We start from the raw sequence: 17,728 nt of genomic DNA on the forward strand, positions 1-17,728 counted from the left end.
TAGTAGTGCAAACAGAGGCTTGATTAAGCTTCTGGCGTCACAGTCACAGTGATGTCTACGACTACGTCGTGGTGCAGAGCCACGCTCACAGCGAAGTCACCAATGGTCTTCAGTGGGCCGTTAGGCAAGCGCACTTCTGCTTTTTTCACTTCGTGGCCATGTGCTTTCAAACCTTCAGCGATGTCCATGTTAGTCACGGAACCGAACAGACGACCATCAACACCAGCTTTTTGAGCCACGGTCAGTACGAAACCAGCCAGTTTTTCACCACGTGCTTGCGCAGCGGCCAACAAGTCAGCCTGTTGTTTTTCCAACTCGGCACGTTGTGCAGCAAATACAGCTTTGTTCGCTTCTGTTGCACGTTTGGCTTTGCCTTGTGGAATGAGGAAATTACGGCCGTAACCGTCTTTCACTTTTACCACGTCACCCAGGGAACCCAGGTTTGCTACTTTTTCCAATAAGATTACTTGCATGTTGTTCTCCTAAGCCGCCGATTAACCTGGGTGTTTGTCTGTGTAAGGCATCAGGGCCAGGAAACGTGCGCGTTTAACCGCAGTTGTCAGTTGGCGCTGGTATTTAGCCTTGGTACCAGTCATACGGGCTGGAATGATTTTGAAGTTTTCTGAAACGAAATCTTTCAACAGATCGACGTCTTTGTAGTCAACTTCTTTGATGCCTTCTGCGCTAAAACGGCAGTAACGGCGACGTTTGTACATATCTCTTGCCATTTGAAACTCCTTAAATTCTTTAATACTGTATTCGCTGTAACTCTTGTATGTGCAGTACCACCTGTGTGCTCTTTGCACTGCGTTGTGCCAAAAACCCTTTTACTTTGATTTGATCGCCGCTTTGCAATGGCAGATTGGCTTTTTCACCAATCAGTACTGCGGGTAACTGACACTGCACCTTGCGATTCATCCCGGCTTCTTGCTGTTCTGAATCATGTTGCAATTGCAATCGCAACAAGGGTAAGCCTGCCGGTGTGTAACGCAACGCTTCAACAGAGTGAATGGTTGCCGCAATCACCAGCGTATTCACAACCCTTAAGCAGCTGCCTCAGTGGTCGCAGCAGGTGCATCACCTACGATGGTTTTGGATTTTTCCTCTTTCATCATTGGGCTTGGTGCTGTGACGGCTGTTTTAGTCGAGATGGTCAGGTGACGTAATACAGCATCGTTAAATTTGAAGCCATGCTCCAGCTCTTCCAGCACTTCCTGGCTGCACTCGATGTTCATCAACACATAGTGCGCTTTGTGTACTTTTTGAATTGGGTAGGCAAGTTGACGGCGGCCCCAGTCTTCCAGACGGTGGATGTTGCCGCCATTGCCTGTGATTTGTGCGCGGTAACGCTCAATCATCGCAGGCACTTGTTCACTCTGGTCAGGGTGAACAATAAACACGATTTCATAGTGTCGCATGAGATTTCCTTGTGGTTTAAAGCCACCTTCAGAGCCAACCCTTTTTGTGTCAAAACACTTAAAAGGTCACGAACAAAGTGTGGCAAGGTTGAAAAACAGGCGATTATAAACTGATTTTCATGTTGCAATCAAGCACTTATTCCTCTCTGGGTGGATTCTCCAGGCTTTTGTCTTCCTTGGGTAGGTAATAAGGGTCTGATACATAGCCTGGCCCTTTCATGATAATGATCACTATCAGGCCAATCATCATCGCGCCTATAAAAAACCAGAAGGTAAACAGCAGGCCCAGAAACATGGAGGTACGCTCAATATCATGCGTCAGCAAATCACCGTCTTGCCACCAGGCATGCACAATAGGGGCTGCGAACAGTACTGTCCCCACCAGCCACCATTTTGGCAGTTTTTTTAATAACTGCCATTCTTTATGGCTGGGGTAGCGTACTCCACCTGGAAGTTTGTTCAATATGCCCATTGATTACCTAACAGAAAAAATGCTCAGTCTGTGCGTAACAAACGCTATTTTATCCAATACACGATTTAATTTGGAAAGGGAGACTGCCTAATTGTTCAATGTTTGTGCCAGATCAATTTGTTTTCTTAACACATTTAAATTAAAGAAGTGCAAATTTCAGCCGTAAAACCCTTAGACCATGAACAGACAAGGGCAGGCTGCGCTCTGCGTAGCATCAATTGAGGGGACTCCATGCTGGCACAAAAAAAACAAACTCATTGGGAAGGTATCCTGCAGGCCATCCAGAATTCATATGCAATCAAACGCCATATCGAATTTTTTAACTGGCTGAAACAAGACATTCATCCGCTGATGCGGCACGATGTTTTATTGGCTGCGTGGGGGGACTTTAGCAATGGTGACCTGCATTTTGATGTTTCTTCCTCCTTGCCGGAACTGACCACGCAACGACTGCTCGAAGACTCTGCCATCGTCAATTACCTGATGTGTAATCTCTATAAACGCTGGGTAGAAAATGACGACAAATGGTATGTAGTGAACCGCTTTGACGCCAGCGGCATTCATGCCCAATCCCCTAACCCGTTTACGCAGCAACTGATCAAAATGCATTCCCTGCTGGTGTATGGTGTGCGCGATACACGTGGCAAGGCCGATTGCATCTATGTCTTTTTTGACCGCACCAAGGAATTTCACGTGCCAGACCAGATGCTGGGCATGATCATGCCACATGTGGATGCCGCCATCCGCCGCGTCGGTCACCTGACCCCAATCGTCAAGGATGAAGACTTGCTCGACAGCATGACACAAGGGGGATTATCAGACCGTGAACAGGAAATTCTGCATTGGGTACGTAGTGGCAAAACCAATCTTGAGATCGGCATGATTCTGGATATCAGCGCCAATACGGTGAAAAATCACCTCAAACGCATATTCCAGAAACTGGATGTTTCCTGCCGCGCTCAGGCAGTCGCTAAAACCGGCCTGAGCAACAGTACGCGCAGACCAAGCTAGCGCACTTACCCGCGGCCCGTAAAACGTTGAATCTCGCGCATCTGGCGCTTGGTCGGGCGACCCATGCCACGGTCACGCTCAGCATAATGCTCTGCTCCACTCTCTTTGGCCTGTAAGCGCAAACGCTGGCTTTCTTCCGTTTCCCGGTATAACAAAGCCGCTTCGGGCGCACCTCGCCGTACATTGCTCAAGGCCAGCACTTCAACCTCGATCTGCATATCCTTGTTTTTAATGCTCACGCGCATACCTGGCTTCATTTCGCGCGCATTCTTGGCACGATCACCATCAATCCGCACTTTACCGCCATCTACGGCTTCGGCCGCCAGGCTACGGGTTTTGAAAAAACGCGCCGCCCACAGCCATTTATCCAGGCGACAACCGTCATCCTTTTCTGGCGGTGATTCCTGCCTGCGATGATGCGTACGTGGCATACCTTAAGCGCTCAAATGGTCTTGCTGTTGTTGAATATGGGCCATGCGTGCCTGGTTACGCTCCAGCGTGAGGCGGTAATTGGCCAATGTCGCCTGGGCGCGGGCCATCAGGCTATCGCCCTGATAGGTACCGTCAGCTTCCTGCACACCGGCTTCACAGTCTGTCAAATGGGCAATGCCTTCCAGCACATGGTCGATGGCAATAATCTTGAACATGCCATTGTTGACGGCATTCACCACACTTTCATCCAGAATCAGGTGGCGCTGGTTGCGTTTGGGAATAATCACACCCTGCTCTCCATTCAAACCCAGCGCCTGGCAGACGCGGAAATAACCTTCAATTTTTTCGTTGACGCCGCCAATCGGCATCACCTCACCGAATTGATTGAGCGCACCAGTCACCGCCATGCCCTGTTTGATCGGCAAGCCTGTCAGCGCCGAAAGCAACGCAAACAACTCGGCACAAGACGCAGAATCTCCTTCCACACCGTTGTATTCCTGCTCAAACACCAGTGAAGCATTGAGGCTCAATGGCGCCAGCGCCCAAAAACTGGCACTGAGCCAGTTTTGCAGAATATAGATGCCTTTGTCATGGCTGGGGCCACTCATCTCGACCTCGCGGTCAATATTGATGACACCACTGCGACCGGGGTAACAGCGAGCTGTAATACGGATAGGTGAGCCAAAGCTGGCATCGCCAAGCTCAATATGGGTCAAACCGTTCACCTGGCCTACCACATGACCATGCACCTGGATCAGTAGCTCATTATCAATGATAGAGTCACGAATCTGCGTTTCAAAGAATTGCTGGCGCAACAAACGCGCTGACAGTGCCTGCTTAACGTGGTCATCCCTCACCAGGCGGGCATCGCCTGCGACGGCCACACTCTCATGCATCAGCTGATCCAAATGGACAAAACGCGTGCTGATACGGCCCTGGTCCTCTTCTACCCTGTGCATAAATTGCAACATGACATTGACAGCCGCACCGCTAAAATGTGGCAATACTTGTTGCTGGCACTTGCGCGCAATATAGCCCGCGATCCAGGCATAATTGTCCAGAGATGCGGCAACACGGTCTTCAAACTCGACCTTGATCGGGAAGAAATCAAAAAAGTCCGGCTGCGCTTCCAGGCAATCATAATAGTCTTCGCGGCTGGCTATCATGACGATTTTGACATGCACAGGGAGTCCGCCATGACGGTTACCGCCAGCCCCCTGCTGGGCATGGTTAGCCCAATCTTCAATCTGCACTTCGCGGTTGCGCATCAGGCGATACAATTTTTCCAACAGCGCACTACCATTTCCTTCGTCCTGCATCAGGTCGCGCAGGTGCAGCAACAACATACCGCCATCGGCCTGATGCACACTACCGGCACGTAAGCGCAGGAACTCCGGCCATTGCGCCGCTTCGCCAACCGCTGTTTCAAGCATGCCAAACAAGGCCGCAAATCCCGGGTCTTTTTCTTCTACCACCGGCTGTTTGACGCCTGCCGTGAGGTTGGCTCGTTGATCCACCAGCAAATTTACACGTAAGCGAGATAAAAAGCCCTCGTTAGCCAATCCCTCCGTCCCGTTTTCGCTGTCATTACCCAGTTGTTGCCAGGCCTGCAAATACCCCAGCACTTCGGGTTTGATGACATTAAAAAAAGGCGACAGCTTGGCGCTGCTTAACTGCGAGCGTAAACCATCCACACGTTCTTCCAACCAGGTTTCCGCCTGCGGAAAATTCACCTGGCCGTTGGCATCCACCCATTGTTGCATCTCGGCTATCAACGCCTTGATAAAGGACTCCATCACCGTGCGCAATTGGGCACCCAATCCGGCTGGCAACTTGATGTAATTGGCACAGGACTGTTGGCTGAAATCGTACAAGGCCACAAGGTCGGTGAGCGAACTGTCGATACCAGTGACTGCCGCTGTCTTCATGGCTGCCATGGTCAGTCCGGCTCGACCAGAGCCAGGCGTACCCAGCACCAGCACATTGCAACCAGCCTGCTGTAATGACAACCCCAGCATCAGGGTTTTCTGCGCCTCCGGCTGTAATTTCCAGCCATAGTCAGTGAGGCTCAAATCAGCCGCAGCCAGCAGCTCTTCGGTAGACTCGAACGACATAGGCGACAGCTTATGGGAAACGGTGATTTCATCAGGGCTAAGTACTTGCATCATTTAGGCTGTTTCCATTGTTGTTTTGCTTGTTCATCAGACGCCCGGGCTTCTACCCAGTGCTCACCAAAGTCGCCGATTTCTTTTTTCCAGAACGGCGCTTCGGTTTTGAGATAATCCATCATAAAGGCGCAGGCTTCAAACGCTGCCTGCCGGTGCAGGCTGGTGGTGGCCACCAGCACGATCTGTGATTGCGCAGTTAATGTACCCACCCGGTGAATCATGCGCACACCCAGCAACGGCCAACGCTCAGTAGCTTGCAGTGCAATTTTCTGCAAGGCTTTTTCGGTCATGCCCGGGTAATGCTCGATGACCATTTCGCTTAAATGGCCGCTGGCAGAAGCCTCACGCACAAGACCCACAAAATTCACCAGCGCACCTGCTTGTGGCGTCGCCGCCTTGAGTTGCTTCAACTCGTGGCCGGTATCAAAATCTTCCGGCTGTACGGAAACATTTAGATAGACTGGCTCGCTCAACTTAGCCTCCGGTAACAGGTGGAAAAAACGCCACTTCGTCGTCTTCATCAAACGTCGCCATATCGTCCACCAATTCGTGGTTGATGGCCGCACGTACGACCCCACCACCACTGAACAGTTTTTGCCAGGTATCGCCCCGGCCAGATAACCAGGACTTGAGTGCGACAATGGTCTCTACCCCTTCAGGCAAATCCACATCTTCAGAGGAGTAATTCACGACCTCTTTGATACGTGCAAAATATAAAATGGTGATCTTCATGTAGGGGTGTTCTTTCCAGCCTCGTCTAATTCATCCAGCAACTCCAGCGTTTCCAGGCCTGCGGCCTGCGCCAGTTCCACTTTTTCAATCTGGGCAAAGCGCCTGGAAATTTTCTGGCTGCTGATATGTACGTCCTGTGCATTCTCATGCGCCTGGCGGATATTATCAGCCAGTTTTTTCATGCGGGTATCAAAGCGGTCAAAATCTTTACTGAGTTTACCCAACTCATCCTTAATGATATGTACCTGCTTGCGCATTTCCACATCTTTGAGCACGGCGCGCGCGGTATTCAACACAGCCATCAAGGTGGTGGGAGACACCATCCAAACACGCTTTTGCATCGCATAATCGACCACATCCCTATGGTAGGCGTGGATCTCGGCAAACACTGCTTCAGCCGGGATAAACATGACCGCCCCGTCTGAGGTTTCGTTGGCAATAATGTATTTGTTGCTGATATCGTCAATATGCTTTTTCACATCGGCTTTAAACAGCTTGGCCGCTTGCGCCTGTATCAGGTCACCATGACCACTATCCGTCATGCGATGATAGTTTTCCAGCGGGAACTTGCTGTCGACCGCCACCGTGCCTGTGGGCTCAGGCAGGAACAAGGCACAGTCTACCCGTGCGCCATTGCTAAAGGTATGCTGCATGGCAAAGCTACTATTGGGCAATACATTGCGTATGAGCCCTTCCAGTTGTACTTCACCAAACGCGCCACGGCTACGCTTGTCGCCTAGCAGCTCTTGCAGACTCACCACATTGACACTGAGACCATCAATTTTTTTCTGTGCTTCATCAATCGTGGCCAGTCTAGCCATCACGCTGACAAAGGTTTCGTTGGTTTTTTTGAACCCCGCTTCCAGGCGCTCTGAGACCTTGCCACTCATTTCTTCGAGGCGCGTATCCACAATTTTGGTCAGGGCTTCAATACTTTGGGTCAGGCTTTGGGTCGTGGTTTGCAAGGCGGTTTTAAGCAGGTTTTGTTGCAACATGCCTTGTTCTGACAAGCCATTGCGCAAACTTAAACTTAATTGTTCGCTGCTCTGTGTCAAATGGTCTCGTTGCGCGACCTGCAAAGCCTGCATGGCTTCCCGCGTGGCCGTGAGTTCCAGAGATAACTGCGCACGCAATCGGTCCTGCTGATCCGCATTGAGGTTTTGCAACCGGTCAGCCAACTGATTAAGCGATTGATGCATCTCGCTCATCATCATGCGGTGTTTTTCTTCGAGTTGTTGCGCAAGAAGCTGCGCCAGCGCTTGCTGTGAAGCCAGCTGCTGCTTGCGTGAATGCCAGAGCAGTATGCCGATAACCAGCAGCAATAACAATAATTGAATAATTTGTAGTGCCATGACGGCATTATAGCCGATGACAGTACCGGAAAATTAGGTTACAGGAAATTGAGCCTCTGCAATGAGAGGCTCACTATGGGCATGGCTGTTTAAAGTTTACTTGCCTTGCAAGTCAGGCGAAGATTAATGATGATATGCCTGCAAGCCAGGCGCAGCGTGCGCTTTAGCCAGCCACTGCATTTCAGAAGGGTTGTGTTCCATATCACCCAGGTCGGCATAGTCCACGTGCTGGTAGTTTGAGAGCGCGGTTAATGAAGTGCTGGGCGCAATCTCTACCGGTTGATCTGGCTTGGCAGCGGGTTGTAATGATTGCAACTGGATGCTGACGGTATGTTGCGGGTAAATATAGCTCACCTTATAGGGTAACTTTAAGGCCGGGATCCACCATACTTCGCTCTGGATACCGTTTCCCAGCGTACCGGTATATTTTTCCACCGGATAACCGTATTGCGTTTCTGTCTCTGCCATTTTTTTCAGACTGACCAATTCGCTATCAGTCACCAGTTGCGATTTTAGTTGCCAGAACTGCTCATCTGTTTTGATAGACAATAGTTTCAAGTCCACATCGGCGTAATCAATGGCGCGTCGTTCATCGTGCATCAAATAGATATAATTCATTTGTCCGGCTGGTTTTTTAAGCCACAAGCTGCTGTGATGCGCTGGTTCGCCATTTTGATATAAGTTTCGTATCTCGACCTGGTTTCCATCACGCATCAGCCACCACTGCATATGCTTAGCCTCTTCACCCTTGCACGGCGAAGCGCACTGTACCGTTTCATAACGCGCATTCACCACGTCATCTGCCATTACGCCAGCGCTCATCAACATTGCGACCAGGCATATAACGGATTGTTTAAACATCATATTCATTCCATTCCTCCAAAGGGATCAGGGCAGCTTAAAGCTGCCCTGCTATCACTTGCTATTTAACCGCGTCTACCTTAGAAACCAAAGGCATCTTTCATGACTTGGTAGATGTAGCTCTGCTCTTGTACACCATGTACCAGGTAAGATTTAGGGCCAATCGCATAAATGGCCACCTCTTCACCGGCGTGGGTTTCAGAACTCAGTGGCACCAGGGCTTCCTGGTGGAAGTCAGGATCTTCAGTATCCACGCCGGACATATCGACGACACGGCCAGCCGCGATGGACTCATTGTAAACCGCATCACCTGGAGAGTTGGTGTGATAGCCTGGGCCGTTGGCAAAGCTCACGGTGGTATAAGGCTTGCCGTCTGCAGCCAGCGTTGGCGTGGTTTTGCCTGGCTCAACCACTTTTCCCAGGATAGGGTTGCCACGTTTTGGATAACCTCCAATGGTGAGTGTATGACTGTGGTCAGCTGTCACAATAATCAGGGTATCGTTCAGATTGACTTTGGTCACTGCTTCACGGACCGCATCAGACAATGCCACGGTATCCTTGAACGTACGGTAAGCGTTACCTGCATGGGAGGCGTGGTCGATACGGCCACCTTCTACCATCAGGAAGAAACCATTCTGGTTTTTCTTGAGAATATCAATCGCCTTGCCGGTCATCTCGGCCAGTGATGGCTCGCCCGCGATATCATTCGGACGATCTTGCTCATATTCCATATGAGAGGGGTTAAACAAGCCCAGCACCTTAGTGGCAGTGGCCGGATTGATGGCATCAAAACCTGCCTGGTTTTCTACATACACACCACCAAACTTGGTCACATACTCTTGTGCCAGGTTGCGGCCATCTGTACGACGGCCTTTGGTGCCTTCAATATCAGTCATCGTATTAGGCAGGAAGTAGCTACGGCCACCGCCAAATACCACGTCAACACCGTCACCAATTTTACCGGCACCGAAGTTATCGATCAGTTGCGCTGCAATATCTTTCACACCGCCGCTTACGGCTGCTGGTGTCAGGTTAGCGTTGGCTTCCCAGTCGCGGTTGGAGATATGAGCGTAAGTCGCGGCTGGCGTAGCGTGAGTCACACGGGCCGTGGAAACCACACCGGTCAATTTTCCGGCCTGCTCAGCCTGCTCCAGCAAAGTAGTCACTTTGTTGGCATTCAATACGCTTTGGCTTGGCTCATTGCGTGCCACAGACTGATTCAGTGAAATAATGCCATCGTTGGTTTTCACACCAGAGATCATCGCCGTCATGGTGGGGGCGGAGTCTGCAGTTTGCTGGTTAGTAGAATATGTTTTGGACAAGGCCACATAAGGGAATTGTTCAAAAGACAGCTTGTTACGTTCACCGTCCATGCCTTTTAGCTGACCTTCAAAAATGCGTGCACCAGTCACGGTAGAAATCCCCATACCGTCACCTACAAACAGAATGACGTTTTTGGCTTTTCGAGCATTGGGTACCAGTTTTTTACTGTCATTGAGGCTGGCTACACCATCATTCAGCCAGAACTGGGCATCTTCAGCCAGCACCGTATTAGAAAGTAATTGTGAGCCCAACAGCATGGCGACCATGGCTGTGCGTTTTAAGTTGAATAATTGCATGATGAGTCCTTTATCAGGTTTCAGTATTGTAAGTTATGAAAAGCGTCGACGCATGACCAATGCCATCAAGCCCAGGCCAGACAACATCAAGGCATTGGTCTCGGCTTCCGGTACGGCAGAGGCCGTTAGCAGGCTGACGTTATCCACGCCCAACTGCAATGAGCCCTGGTTAGCCACAGTGGCAAAGCGCAGTACATAGCTGCCGCCAGCAGCCAGGGTGGAAGTCAGGTCAAACTGGTAGCTGACATAGTTATTGACAGTCAGGCCACCATTGGCACCACCCAGATACAAACTTTGCAGGATATCTGCGCTGTCGGTTGAGAATGGATCGCTACCTGCTTTCAGCAAGTCCACGCGAACGTGCTGGTTAGGATGGTCAGTGGCGTCCACGCTATAATCCAGCCCTGCCGCGTCGATTTCGGTCGTGGCGCTCTGGTTATTAACAAACATCTGGAATGACAAGGTCGCCTGGCTAACGGCTGCTGTGGTAAAAGATTGATACAGCACATTACCCGCCAGGCCATAGTTGTCCAGCAAGCCATAGTAGCTGCCCTGGTATGCACCTGCGGTGGCATTGCCAGTCACTTCAGACGCATTGCCTGATTGTGACAATACGCCCCCCAAAAAGCCTTGCTCGGCAACCTGCCAACCAGGAATGTCGTAGTTATCTGCGCCCTGCACTTCAAAACCACCGTTTTGAATCAATTCTGCAGCCTGCGCCTGGGTGAATACTGCCGTCCCCAGCAACCCTGCTATTAACCAGGGGGTGATTGTGCAAGATTTAAGTTTCATTCTGAATATCCTCTCTGTACGCTTACGATGAAGCCCGCTGTGTTTCAACACAGGTAGATACGCTGTGTTACCTTGAGCATTCTTGAAAAACTGTATGTCAGAAAGTTTTCAATGACATGAAGCTTATATGACGGGCCTGACTACGCCGCTATATGGCTACCGGGAGTAAAAAAGAAAAAAGCCCCGCATTGGCGGGGCTATAAAGAGACTTTAAACTTGAAAAACACGCCACAATCACACAACTGCATCAAAGATGCCAACAATCAGTAAAAGCAAAAATCCGATCAATAAAATCTTCAAATTTAAGCGGGCGATCATCGCTGCGTCCTTGTGATGTTGTTAGAATACTGGCCTTGCCAGCTGGTCACAATGGCCCGTTCGGGTCACCAACAACACCTTGCTTGTACACCTCTTTCACTTCAGCGCTGTGACTGGTTTAAAAATGCAGTATTTTATTTTGGTTAAAACAGTCAGTATTAAACCCAGCCACGTTCACGGAACTCGCTTTTCACATAAGCATAATACACAGGCGCGGCGACGATACCTGGCAAACCAAACGTGGCCTCCATCAGCAGCATCGCCAGCAATAACTCCCAGGCATAGGCACGAATCTGGCCACCCACAATGCGGGCATTCAGAAAGTATTCGAGTTTATGGATAATAATCAGGAATGCCAGCGAACCCATGGCCACCATAAACGAGTGGCTGGTACTGACAATCACAATCACGGTGTTGGAAATCAGGTTGCCGATCACAGGCAACAAGCCAACCAGAAAGGTGATGACTATCATGGTCTTGGTGAATGGTAAATGCACCCCGCACATGGGTAATATGATCGTCAGGTAAATACCGGTCAGGGCCGCATTGACAGCAGAAATCTTCACCTGGGCAAATACGATATTTTTAAAGGCCTGTGCAAACAAGCTGATCCGTTGCAACAGGCTTTGCGCAAACGGTTTATGGTTGACCTTGGTTTGGACGTCATGCAAGGCAATCATCGCCCCGATCACCATCGCGATCAGGATGTGCGCCAAATGATGTCCGGCCTCCTTGCCCAATAATTGCCAGTCAGCGGAATGCGCACGCAGCCACTCAATCACGGTTTGCTGCAAGGTAATGGCATCATCAGGCAGACGGTCATTCAACCACGGCGGCAGAACCTTGCGCGAATCTTCAATGATTCTGGCCAACTGGTCGAACAGTACAGCCAGTCCGCCGGCATCACTGCGAATCAAGGTCACGATACCCATACCCAGTGCTACCAGCAATCCGATCACCAGTGTCGCAATCAGCACCACGGCCAGCCATTTAGCGTATCTCCCAGGGAGTTTGCGGGCAATCAGTGGAGAGATCACATGGATCAACTCAAACACTAGCAACCCGACCAGGAGCGCTGGCAGAAGCTGTACTTGCAATACCAGCCACATCAGCAGGGCCATCAATAGATAAGTTGCAATGTCGAATCGTTGGGATTGGGTCACCACTGGCTCCGGTCTTTAATCACGTGAATCACTCAAATCTGGCGTGTAATTGCCTGGCAGCATCCAGCGGCACTTTGAGCAAAAAATGGACATTTTCCCCAAACTGCTTGTCGAGAATTTCGCCATGCAGTTTCTGGACTTCTCTCGTTAACTCATCCACACGTTTATAGGTCGTAGATATTTTTACTTGCACCATTTCCACAAACGGCATGCTGCCTGCCTGTTCCATAGCCTGCTTGGCGGTCCCGCCATAAGCACGCACCAGGCCGCCAGTACCCAGGTTAATGCCGCCATAATAACGTACGACAGCGACACAGCAATTGACATAATTCTGGCCGTCCAGCATTTGCATAATCGGCTTACCCGCTGTCCCGGCTGGCTCGCCTGCATCTGAAAAACGGGCGACGATGCCTTCTGCCGTTTTCATACGGAAGGCATAGGCCAAATGTCCGGCCGTCTGGTGCTCACTGGCAAACTGACGCAAAAACAAAGCGAGTTCACGCTCGTTTTCGCAGCGCATGGCACGCGCAATAAAACGGGATTTGTTGATGGTTTGGTCGGCCTGGCCGAACTGGCTAAAGGTTTGCATGACAGAGACTTCAGGAAAGTCCCTTTATTTTACCACTGGCATCTACGCTGATGCGACCACTGGCAGGCTGTTTTGGCAAACCGGGCATGGTCATGATATCGCCGCAAATGGCCACGACAAAGCCAGCCCCGCGCGACAAACGCAATTCGCGCACATGCAGGACATGATGCTCTGGTACATTACGCAAGCTGGCATCACAGGATAACGAATACTGAGTCTTGGCCACACAGACCGGCAAGCCCAGGCTGGCTTCAGCCATATTCACTAATTGCTGTTGGGCCCGCTCACTAAAAGTGACGGCACTGGCACCATAGATATTTTTAGCCAGCGTGTTGAGTTTTTCTGTCAATGGCAAGTCATCTGCATAAAGTAACGTTGGTTTGGCTGACTGTTGTGCTTGCGTGGCAACAGCCTGTGCCAGCGACAAAGCACCCGCTCCACCTTGCGCCCAATGCCTGCACACATGCAGGCTGGCACCCAGAGACGCCACCGCCGCTTGAACCAGGGCAATTTCAGTCTCGGTATCCGCAGTGAAATGATTCAATGCCACCACCACGGGCAAACCAAAGTGCTGTCGCAGATTGACCACATGTTTTTTTAGATTGGCGACACCAATAGAAAGAGCCACCAGGTTTTCGGTATTGAGGTCAGCCACCTCCACGCCACCGTTATATTTCAAAGCACGTACAGTCGCTACAATCACAGCAACATCTGGTCGCAAGCCAGACTGACGGCATTTGATATCCATAAACTTCTCGGCGCCCAAATCTGCACCAAACCCTGCTTCAGTGACCACATAATCCGTCAGGCGTAAGGCGGTTTGGGTGGCAACCAGCGAATTACAACCATGCGCGATATTGGCGAATGGGCCACCATGCACCAAAGCCGGCGAGCCTTCCAGCGTCTGTACCAGGTTGGGCTGAAATGCATCTTTTAGCAAAGCCGTCATCGCGCCTTCGGCTTGCAGGTCGCTGGCCAATATAGGCTGCCCCTGTACCGACACCCCTACCTGGATACGTCCCAGCCTGCGCGTTAAATCTGCTAGATCGGTCGCCAGGCAAAAAATCGCCATGACCTCACTGGCGACTGTGATATCAAAACCAGTGTCATACGAGGTGGGCTGGTTGATGGTAATCCGGCGCAAAGCCCGGTCATTCATATCCATGCAACGCCGCCAGCTCACGGTATCAAACTGTAACGTATTGCCATGGTAAATATGATTATCAATCAGGGCTGCCAGCAGGTTATTGGCGGCACTGATGGCATGAAAGTCACCGGTAAAATGCAAGTTGATGTTTTCCATGGGGACCACCTGTGCGTAGCCGCCGCCAGTGGCGCCGCCTTTCATGCCAAATACCGGCCCCAGAGAAGGCTCGCGCAGGCATGCCATCGCATGATACCCTGCACGATTTAAAGCGTCCGTGAGGCCTATGGTTGTAGTGGTTTTGCCTTCGCCTGCCGGCGTGGGGTTAATGGCGGTGACCAGGATCAATTTGGCTTTGGCGGGCTGGTCGTACAAGCGATTGATGGTCGCCTGGTTCAATTTGGCCATATGTGGGCCAAAGGCATGCAAATCGCCTGCAGAAAGCCCGATTTTGCCAGCGATGTCCACGATGGGCTTTAGCGTTGCGGCCTGAGCTATCTCGATATCGCTAAGCATGCAAAAATCCTCAATAGTATGACGTTAGCGTTTGCTTTTACTACTACCCATAATCGAGCCCAGCACACCGCGGATAATGGCACGCCCCAGTTGCGAACCAATGGCCCGTGCGGCAGATTTTGCCGCTGATTCGAGCACAGAGTCGGATCGGCTGGTTTTGCCTCCCAATATGCCCCCCAGATCAAATCCCGAGCCTTCCTGCTCTTTTTGCGTTTGCGCCTGCGCTACAGAAGCCGCTTGCTCGGCGCGTTGCTTGAGAATCTCATAAGCCGATTCGCGGTCTACTACCTTATCGTAAACGCCCGCCACCAAAGATTGCGCCATTGCCCGCTGACGTTCGGCATCAGTGGCCGGGCCAATACGGCTTTCTGGCGGACAGATCAACACGCGTTCAACCGGCGTTGGTGCGCCTTTCTCATCCAGGAAAGAAACCAGCGCTTCGCCAACGCCGAGCTCGGTAATGGCAGTTGCCACATCCAGTTTGGGATTGGCGCGGAAGGTTTGTGCTGCCACCTGCACCGCTTTCTGGTCACGCGGCGTAAACGCGCGCAAGGCATGCTGAACACGGTTACCCAGTTGCCCAAGTACCACATCTGGAATATCCAGCGGGTTTTGCGACACAAAATATACCCCAACACCTTTGGAACGTACCAGGCGCACTACTTGTTCAATTTTTTGCATCAAAATCGCAGGTGCATCATTGAATAACAGATGTGCTTCATCAAAGAAAAAGACCAGCTTGGGTTTTTCCATATCACCGACTTCTGGCAGCTTTTCAAACAGTTCCGACAATATCCATAACAACAATGTCGCATACACGCGAGGCGAGTTAAGCAATTTGTCTGCCGCCAGGATATTGATAAATCCCAATCCCTTGCCATCGGTTTGCATCATATCTTCCAGATTCAGTGCTGGCTCTGCAAACAGCACATCACCGCCTTCGGTTTCCAGTTGGAGCAATGCACGCTGGATGGCCCCCACACTGGCAGAAGATATATTGCCGTATTGCGTCTGGTAAGTGGCCGAGTTTTCGGCGCAATGCTGCGCCATGGCACGTAAATCCTTCAGGTCCAGCAGTAGCATGCCATGATCATCGGCGATTTTGAAAATGGCATTCAGCACGCCCCCCTGCACCTCATTGAGGTTAAGCATACGAGCCAGCAACAAGGGCCCCATTTCGCTGAGAGTGGTACGAACCGGATGGCCTTTTTCTCCAAACATATCCCAGAACATGACGGGGTAAGCCTTATTGGCGTAGTCCGCCAGGCCCAATTGCTGAACTCTGGCTTCAACTTTAGCATTGCCACCACCCACTTGGCTCATGCCGGATAAGTCACCTTTGACATCGGCCATAAATACCGGCACACCAATACGTGAAAACTGCTCGGCCAAACTCTGAAGCGTGACGGTTTTTCCTGTTCCGGTCGCGCCAGCAATCAGACCATGGCGGTTAGCCATTTTGGGCAGCATCACGCTGTCAGTCTCGTTATTTTTAGCAATGAGCATGGGTTGGATCATGGAATATACTCGAACAATGAAGTTAACTTGAGTATAGGGGATGGTGCAAAAAAGGGGAAGGTAGAAAAAAGTAAGTCATTCTCTAAAAATCGCCACGACGCGCCTTTTCCATAAGGTCGATCAGCGCATCTTCGAGCTGTTGCGCAGAGGCTTGGGCCCTGACAGTCGGCTGTTTGATATTTTTCAAATCATGTGTTGGCCGGTCTAGCCCAAGATAAAGCTGGCGTTGACCGCTGGCCTCTGTTTTTTCATAAATGGCCAGGCGGCAAGGGGCAAACACCAGGAACTCAGGGTGGTCCAGGATAATTTCCGTGCCCATGCTTAAGTTGCAAAAGGTACGCACTTCCTTGATGCCTTGCGGATCCTGGCCACGTTGCTTCATATGGTCACCGATGGGGAAGTTGGCCGGATTCACAAAGTTCATACCTTCGGCAAGTGACTTGAGGCTATCGACGAGATCCTGGTAACTGACATTCTTCTGAACCGGTACCTCATAAATGGCATTATCAAGATCAACATCAGGCATGCCTTTGCCAATCACGCGGATATTCGCTGGTGCGGCACAAGCGGCCAGCGAGGCGAAAAAACAAAGGTAGCACAAGATGTTTAAATGTTTCGGACGCACGGACACCTCCTTGATATTGCTTACATCCAGCCATTACAGCATTTCACACCACACCCAAATGTGACCTGCATCACAAGTGCTGATGCAAAGCCCGTTGCACACTGCGCTTATCATATTGTGGTGACAACATGGTAATAAAGTTAAGCATATAGTCGCGTAAAAAAGCATCGCGGCGCACGCCCAGATAGGTGGTACTGTTGGGAAATAAATGGCTGCAATCCAGGCTTTTAAGAGGCGCATCCCTTGTGTCGTCATAAGCCATGTTCGCAATCAGGCCAATCCCCAACCCCAAATTGACATACGTCTTGATCACGTCTGCATCAATTGCGGTAAACACCACGTTGGGTTGCAGACCGGCATCATGAAAGACTTTGGAGACCAGCGTGCCGCCAGTAAAGGCAAAATCATAGGTAATCAAAGGATAGTTGACCAAGTCTTTCAGGCCCAGGTTTTTCTTTTCCAGCAAAGGATGACCGGGTGGGACCACCAGGCAGCGGTTCCATTCATAGCAGGGCAAGCAGGAAAGCCGCTCATCTTTGCTGATGTTTTCAGTCGCGATGCCGATATCAGCTTCGCCCGCGGCCACTTGCTCGGTGACTTGTGAAGGGTTGCCCTGGTGTATGGTCAGCTTTACATTGGGATATTGCGCCATAAATTGCTTGACCGCTGCCGGCAAGCGGTAACGTGCCTGGGTATGAGTGGTTGCAATGGTCAGCTCACCGCGGTCTTCCTGGCTATACTCATCCCCTACCCGCTTGATATTTTGCATGTCCAGCATGACTCGGGCGGCCAGGTCCACGATTTTTCTCCCAGGCTCGGTGATACCGACCAATCGTTTGCCGTTGCGCTGGAATATCTGCAAACCCAACTCTTCTTCCAGTAGCTGAATCTGCTTGCTGACGCCTGGCTGAGAAGTATGCAAAGCTTCAGAAGCGGCCGAAATATTCAACTGCTGGCGTACCACTTCATGCACATAGCGCAACTGGTGGAATTTCATT

At 50.8% G+C, this 17,728-nt stretch carries 20 protein-coding genes; 1 reads left to right on the plus strand and 19 read right to left on the minus strand.

Annotated features, from left to right (window positions below):
* Positions 1 to 23: 23 nt before the first annotated feature.
* From rplI to F463_RS0103230, 5 genes are all read right to left on the minus strand, one after another.
* Entirely contained in the window at positions 24 to 473 is a 450-nt protein-coding gene (rplI, locus tag F463_RS0103210; protein WP_018985609.1) for a 50S ribosomal protein L9, read from the minus strand.
* A 21-nt stretch (positions 474 to 494) separates the two neighbouring features.
* Entirely contained in the window at positions 495 to 728 is a 234-nt protein-coding gene (gene rpsR / locus F463_RS0103215) for a 30S ribosomal protein S18 (RefSeq protein ID WP_024929836.1), read from the minus strand.
* A gap of 19 nt (positions 729 to 747) precedes the next feature.
* Positions 748 to 1,038 carry a primosomal replication protein N gene (gene priB, locus F463_RS0103220; protein ID WP_018985611.1) on the minus strand — a complete coding sequence of 97 codons (291 nt, stop codon included), beginning with the start codon at positions 1,036 to 1,038 and terminating at the stop codon, positions 748 to 750.
* 5 nt (positions 1,039 to 1,043) lie between these two features.
* Positions 1,044 to 1,418 carry a 30S ribosomal protein S6 gene (gene rpsF / locus F463_RS0103225; protein WP_018985612.1) on the minus strand — a complete coding sequence of 125 codons (375 nt, stop codon included), beginning with the start codon at positions 1,416 to 1,418 and terminating at the stop codon, positions 1,044 to 1,046.
* Between the two features lie 136 nt (positions 1,419 to 1,554).
* Positions 1,555 to 1,890 (minus strand): hypothetical protein, encoded by a 336-nt coding sequence (locus tag F463_RS0103230; protein WP_018985613.1) that lies wholly within the window; start codon positions 1,888 to 1,890, stop codon positions 1,555 to 1,557.
* Between the two features lie 231 nt (positions 1,891 to 2,121).
* Here F463_RS0103230 and epsA point away from each other — a divergent pair, with 231 nt between their 5' ends.
* Positions 2,122 to 2,901, plus strand: a complete 780-nt coding sequence (epsA, locus tag F463_RS0103235) for an XrtB/PEP-CTERM-associated transcriptional regulator EpsA (RefSeq protein WP_018985614.1) — start codon at positions 2,122 to 2,124, stop codon at positions 2,899 to 2,901.
* A 5-nt stretch (positions 2,902 to 2,906) separates the two neighbouring features.
* On the opposite strand, the gene F463_RS0103240 is transcribed toward epsA, so the two are convergent.
* From F463_RS0103240 to F463_RS0103310, 14 genes are all read right to left on the minus strand, one after another.
* Positions 2,907 to 3,332 (minus strand): RNA-binding S4 domain-containing protein, encoded by a 426-nt coding sequence (locus F463_RS0103240; RefSeq protein ID WP_018985615.1) that lies wholly within the window; start codon positions 3,330 to 3,332, stop codon positions 2,907 to 2,909.
* A gap of 3 nt (positions 3,333 to 3,335) precedes the next feature.
* The gene (locus F463_RS0103245) at positions 3,336 to 5,501 is read right to left on the minus strand and encodes a Lon protease family protein (protein ID WP_018985616.1); all 2,166 of its coding nucleotides are present in this window, start codon (positions 5,499 to 5,501) and stop codon (positions 3,336 to 3,338) included.
* Positions 5,498 to 6,022, minus strand: coding sequence for a molybdenum cofactor biosynthesis protein MoaE (locus F463_RS0103250; RefSeq protein WP_051082012.1), 525 nt, complete (start codon positions 6,020 to 6,022; stop codon positions 5,498 to 5,500). The genes F463_RS0103245 and F463_RS0103250 overlap by 4 nt, the downstream gene beginning before the upstream one ends.
* A complete protein-coding gene (moaD, locus tag F463_RS0103255; protein WP_018985618.1) occupies positions 5,976 to 6,233 on the minus strand; it encodes a molybdopterin converting factor subunit 1 in 258 nt (85 codons plus the stop codon). The genes F463_RS0103250 and moaD overlap by 47 nt, the downstream gene beginning before the upstream one ends.
* Positions 6,230 to 7,585 (minus strand): DNA recombination protein RmuC, encoded by a 1,356-nt coding sequence (locus tag F463_RS0103260; RefSeq protein WP_018985619.1) that lies wholly within the window; start codon positions 7,583 to 7,585, stop codon positions 6,230 to 6,232. Before F463_RS0103260 ends, moaD begins: the two co-directional genes overlap by 4 nt.
* 123 nt (positions 7,586 to 7,708) lie before the next feature.
* A complete protein-coding gene (locus F463_RS0103265) occupies positions 7,709 to 8,455 on the minus strand; it encodes a hypothetical protein (RefSeq protein WP_018985620.1) in 747 nt (248 codons plus the stop codon).
* Positions 8,456 to 8,526: 71 nt separating this feature from the next.
* On the minus strand, positions 8,527 to 10,065 hold the full coding sequence (locus F463_RS0103270; protein ID WP_018985621.1) for an alkaline phosphatase: 1,539 nt from the start codon (positions 10,063 to 10,065) through the stop codon (positions 8,527 to 8,529).
* Positions 10,066 to 10,098: 33 nt separating this feature from the next.
* Complete coding sequence (locus tag F463_RS0103275) at positions 10,099 to 10,857, minus strand: PEP-CTERM sorting domain-containing protein (protein ID WP_051082014.1); 759 nt, start codon at positions 10,855 to 10,857, stop codon at positions 10,099 to 10,101.
* Positions 10,858 to 11,333: 476 nt separating this feature from the next.
* Positions 11,334 to 12,338, minus strand: a complete 1,005-nt coding sequence (locus F463_RS0103285; protein ID WP_026295261.1) for an AI-2E family transporter — start codon at positions 12,336 to 12,338, stop codon at positions 11,334 to 11,336.
* Positions 12,339 to 12,366: 28 nt separating this feature from the next.
* Positions 12,367 to 12,927, minus strand: a complete 561-nt coding sequence (locus F463_RS0103290) for an IMPACT family protein (RefSeq protein ID WP_018985624.1) — start codon at positions 12,925 to 12,927, stop codon at positions 12,367 to 12,369.
* A gap of 10 nt (positions 12,928 to 12,937) precedes the next feature.
* Complete coding sequence (locus F463_RS0103295) at positions 12,938 to 14,587, minus strand: formate--tetrahydrofolate ligase (RefSeq protein ID WP_018985625.1); 1,650 nt, start codon at positions 14,585 to 14,587, stop codon at positions 12,938 to 12,940.
* A 24-nt stretch (positions 14,588 to 14,611) separates the two neighbouring features.
* Positions 14,612 to 16,105: a helicase HerA-like C-terminal domain-containing protein gene (locus tag F463_RS0103300; RefSeq protein ID WP_026295262.1), complete on the minus strand. Its 1,494-nt coding sequence runs from the start codon at positions 16,103 to 16,105 to the stop codon at positions 14,612 to 14,614.
* An 82-nt stretch (positions 16,106 to 16,187) separates the two neighbouring features.
* Positions 16,188 to 16,730, minus strand: a complete 543-nt coding sequence (locus F463_RS0103305) for a DUF302 domain-containing protein (protein ID WP_018985627.1) — start codon at positions 16,728 to 16,730, stop codon at positions 16,188 to 16,190.
* Positions 16,731 to 16,800: 70 nt separating this feature from the next.
* Positions 16,801 to 17,727, minus strand: a complete 927-nt coding sequence (locus F463_RS0103310; RefSeq protein WP_018985628.1) for a CysB family HTH-type transcriptional regulator — start codon at positions 17,725 to 17,727, stop codon at positions 16,801 to 16,803.
* Position 17,728: the final 1 nt, after the last annotated feature.

Origin of the sequence: Methylophilus methylotrophus DSM 46235 = ATCC 53528, from assembly GCF_000378225.1 — a bacterium.
Classification (GTDB): Bacteria; Pseudomonadota; Gammaproteobacteria; order Burkholderiales; family Methylophilaceae; genus Methylophilus; species Methylophilus methylotrophus.